This window comes from uncultured Cyclobacterium sp., assembly GCF_963976465.1.
In the GTDB taxonomy this organism is placed as follows: Bacteria; Bacteroidota; Bacteroidia; order Cytophagales; family Cyclobacteriaceae; genus Cyclobacterium.
In genome coordinates this window covers 1-4,177 of the sequence record NZ_CAXBOC010000482.1, presented here as the reverse complement: position 1 = coordinate 4,177, position 4,177 = coordinate 1, and the positions used below count along the sequence as shown (strand labels likewise).

Here is a 4,177-nt window from a genome sequence, read left to right as displayed (position 1 = left end):
CAAGGAATTCCGCTGAGAGGAATATTTTAGCATCACGGAAAAATGATAGTAGGAGCTAGGCTTTCCACCTGCCCGGATAGTTTTCAAATATTTACATATACCTATAATTATCTTTATGCATAAATATTAAAAATAATATACCTATACCTCTATACATAACTTTTCAGACAAAGCGAACGAGACACATAGGAATATTTGACCATTCTTATAGGTTTTTAACTCCATATTGAAATAATAAAAATAGTCATGTCCTAAAATAAGTAAATTTGATTATTGATAAAATAGTCCTGAATAATTCGTCCAGTGCCAAAACAACCTCTTGGTCACACCACTATTTGGCTGTGCCGGATCTTTGCAAGTTGTGTCTTTGTCCTACAAAATCCTATCGGTTTTATTGTGCCAAAAACGAATTTGCCCCACCAATTTTAAACCCGGCCAGCTGGTTTTGGAATTTGGTGGGGAAATGAAAAATCCTCGCAACTCGGATTTTTAAAGGACGAGAAGAGAAAGGCAACTGATAATGACTAAAGACAAAACTGGATCAAGAACCAACTATCCGGAATTTTCGGATAGTTCAATTGGAAGGCAACGAAAAGGTCACCAGGAACATTGATCATTATAATCTTGATAGGATCATCTCTAACACTTCTTATTGCGGCGAGTAAGCCTGAAGAAATGGAAACCGTGAAAAAATTGGTTATTTTAGAGTATTGAATAGAAACAGGTAATTGCTCATCTTGAATTCTTTTTTTGCATTTTTTTTGATCGTTGAAATTATGGAAAAAATAAACCTTAGCCGGACCGTTAAAGACTGAAACATTCCGCCCCATAATCCGCCCCAGAACAAAAAATAAAAGCCCTGACTACTTTTTAAAGTAATCAGGGCTTCTTTTGTGGAGCTGGCGGGAGTCGAACCCGCGTCCAGATAGGGAAACACCGTACCGTCTACATGCTTAGTCAACTATTGAATTGTCGACCGAAAGCCGCTGGTTGACACACCTACTTTCGGCTTATCTGCTGATCTTAGCCCTGCTTAGCAGCATCACAGAGAGCAGCACTGTCAAGTCGACACCCCAAATCCATCCGGACAGCGCAACGGATGGCGGGATGTGGCCGGGGAGCATCTATCGAAGCTCAACCCTTTAAGCATTATCTATTCCCCTAAGGGTAAGATTAGGCAGCCATGGCGTAATTATCTTCGCCAATTAGGATTTGTATGAATCTTTCAAGGCCGTACATACTCCAGCCTGCATGCGAGCCCAATCTTCACTCCTACTGTCAAAACCGGTCAGCCCCATTTGAATTAAGTTGACAAAACTAACACAAATTTGGTTCCAAAACCTAAAAATTTTTAATTCAACGATTATCCCGCAACCAGTCATGCTATGTTTAGCTTTAAAACCTAGCCCATAATGGACAGGTAATCTTCAACTAAGTTGTGGTTGGAGGTGGATGGTGCTTGAACCGGCAAGTTTAAAACAATAATTCCAACCCACCATCCAATTTCCTCCTTAACCAAATTATATAAAAAAGGCCATGGAGTCGTAACCATGGCCTTTGAAATAAAAAAGATGAAAAAATGATTTTATCAGAAGTGTATTAAAGCTGTTAATTTTTCTATCACTCCTGTTTTATTGAATATTTGATGGCATATACGCAGCCCCTTTGCTGTTTGGATTTTTTCTTGCCTTTTTTCTTAAAATGTATTATTTCAATGGGTAGTTTATAGCGCTTTTTTTAATATTGGAATACTTCAATGATAGTATGCCTTGGCGGTATAGCTGTCTTAAAGCACTATAAAAAGTTTCATTGCACTATTATTCCAATATTTACTGGTATTACTGCCCTTTATAAAAAGGGACTATCCCGATTTGTAAGATTTGTCCTGATATTTTGTGCCTAATCATTAATGTATTCCATATTTCGGTTTAAATTGCTTCGTGGTTGCCTCGGATCCAGTAGGAGATCTCGATCACCTACTCACAAAGGAACCTAACCTTGTTTTTTCTTAAATTTCTATTTGTTCATGTTTGAAGCTGATTCTAGAAGTGGTGCCAGAAATCTATACAGGAAGCTTAAGTTAAATTGGATTTTTAGTACTTCTACCTTTGTAGGAAATTTTCTGATAGCACTTTTAATTAGCTATTTTTTTAGCAAGATAGGATACGATGCACCCGTCAATTTTGTGTTTTTTATCAGTATTTTGGCCATAGGCTTATGGATTTCTGAAGCCTTACCTCCTTTTGCTGTGGGAATCTTTATTATTGCCACCCTCTTACTTGGGTTTAGCACAGATTTCTTTTTTGATAAAACCATGCCCCCGGAACTCTATGTGAGTACCTGGACAAGCAATGTAATTTGGCTTTTACTCGGTGGCTTTTTTTTAGCAAAAGCCATGAGTTTGGTAGAGCTTGATCGACAGCTTTTTCAATTCACGGTCAAAAAATTCGGTCATAAGCCTGAAGGTTTGCTCCTTGGCTTGATGATGACCACGGCCATTGCCAGTATGATCATGTCCAATACAGCAACCACAGCCATGATGATCTCTTCGATTTTACCTCTGGTGCGGATAATTGGAAAAGACTCTCCCTATGGTAAAGCTTTATTGACGGCCATACCGGCTGCAGCTTCTGTAGGAGGGATCGGGACGATCATTGGAAGTACGCCCAATGCTATTGCAGTAGGCGCTTTACAAGAGAAAGGGGTAAATATCACTTTTATTGATTGGATGGTGGTAGGCTTTCCTACCGGACTGATATTGGTTTGGCTTTTTTGGAAATTCCTATGTAAAACCAGAGACTTTTCATCGGTAACACTTGACCTATCACTCCTTCCCAAAGGCAAAGGTAAGGTCAGGCCTTTTGAAAAGAATGCCGTTATATTCACTTTATCGTTTACTGTTTTGATGTGGTTAACAGAGCCATTGCATGGCATACCTGTTGCTGCCACCTCTGCCATCCCCATAGTATTGCTCACCATGACCCAAGTCATCCATTCTGAACATGTACGAAGCCTGCCTTGGGATACCCTGATGTTAGTAGCCGGAGGACTCGCCCTTGGCATTGCGCTGGTAGAAGTGGGGCTGGCCGAAATTGTCATGGTGAAAATTAACGCCTTGCCCTTACCTAGGCTTTTTATCGCCATTGTCTTTTGTTTAGTAGCAGTGTTACTTTCCAACGTAATGAGCAATACTGCAGCAGCCTCAATTTTGGTTCCTCTTAGTTTGGCCTTGCCGGGGATATACGGAATTGCCGGCCCTGTGATGGTTGCGATAAGTTGCTCTTGTTCATTATTGCTTCCTGTGTCCACCCCCGCAAATGCCATTGCTTTTGCTACAGGCTTGGTGGAACAGAAAGACTTTCGTACCGGTGGCCTGTTCTTTATTTTCCTTGGACCAATATTGGCTTTTTTAGCGGTAATGGCCTGGGTTCTTGTTTTACTTTAACTGACCTATTCCTATGAAAATTCACTTGCTAATCCCCTTAGTCCTTCTATTATCATGTAATTATGGTAACGAAGAAAAAAAACTGACTCAGCTAGAGGAAGAAATAAAAATGCTAATAAATGAAACAGAAGGGGATTTTGCCCTTGCTTTCAGGTCATTGGATGGTGATGAAAATGAATTGTTTCTCAATGAGAAAGAATCATTCCATGCAGCGAGCACCATGAAAACCCCGGTTATGATAGCACTATTGGAGCAGGAAGCAGCAGGAAAGTTTTCTTTGCAGGATTCAGTCATGATTCGAAATTCATTTAAAAGTATACTTGATGGAAGCCTTTACAAAATGGACTTGGGTGTAGATAGTCAAGAGGCCTTGTATCAGCGAATAGGTGAGAAGGCAAGCCTATATGAGTTGATGTATGAGATGATTGTTCGAAGTAGCAATTTGGCCACCAATATTCTGATAGAGAAGGTGGGAGCGGCAAATGTTACACAATTGATGCGTGAATTAGGGGCTGAAGACATTCAGATCCTTAGAGGTGTAGAGGATCTCAAAGCCTATGATGCAGGCCTAAGCAATACCACTACGGCCCTTGACATGATGCTTGTCATGGAAGCCATTGCCAGGCGCAAGGTGGTAGGCTCTCAAAATATGATGCAAATCCTTTCGGACCAGCATTTCAATGATTTAATCCCTAAATACCTGCCAAAAGAAGTCAAAATAGCGCATAAAAC

2 protein-coding genes and 1 other RNA gene are annotated in these 4,177 nt (G+C 40.3%); 2 read left to right on the top strand and 1 reads right to left on the bottom strand.

The features are described 5' to 3' along the window. Positions 1-891 precede the first annotated feature (891 nt). Positions 892-1,296: a transfer-messenger RNA gene (gene ssrA / locus AAC037_RS20705) on the bottom strand. Positions 1,297-2,026: 730 nt separating this feature from the next. Here ssrA and AAC037_RS20700 point away from each other — a divergent pair. Further along, positions 2,027-3,445: a DASS family sodium-coupled anion symporter gene (locus tag AAC037_RS20700; protein ID WP_339905290.1), complete on the top strand. Its 1,419-nt coding sequence runs from the start codon at positions 2,027-2,029 to the stop codon at positions 3,443-3,445. Positions 3,446-3,458: 13 nt separating this feature from the next. Further along, the coding region (locus AAC037_RS20695; protein WP_339905289.1) for a serine hydrolase at positions 3,459-4,177 on the top strand (719 nt) is incomplete at its 3' end.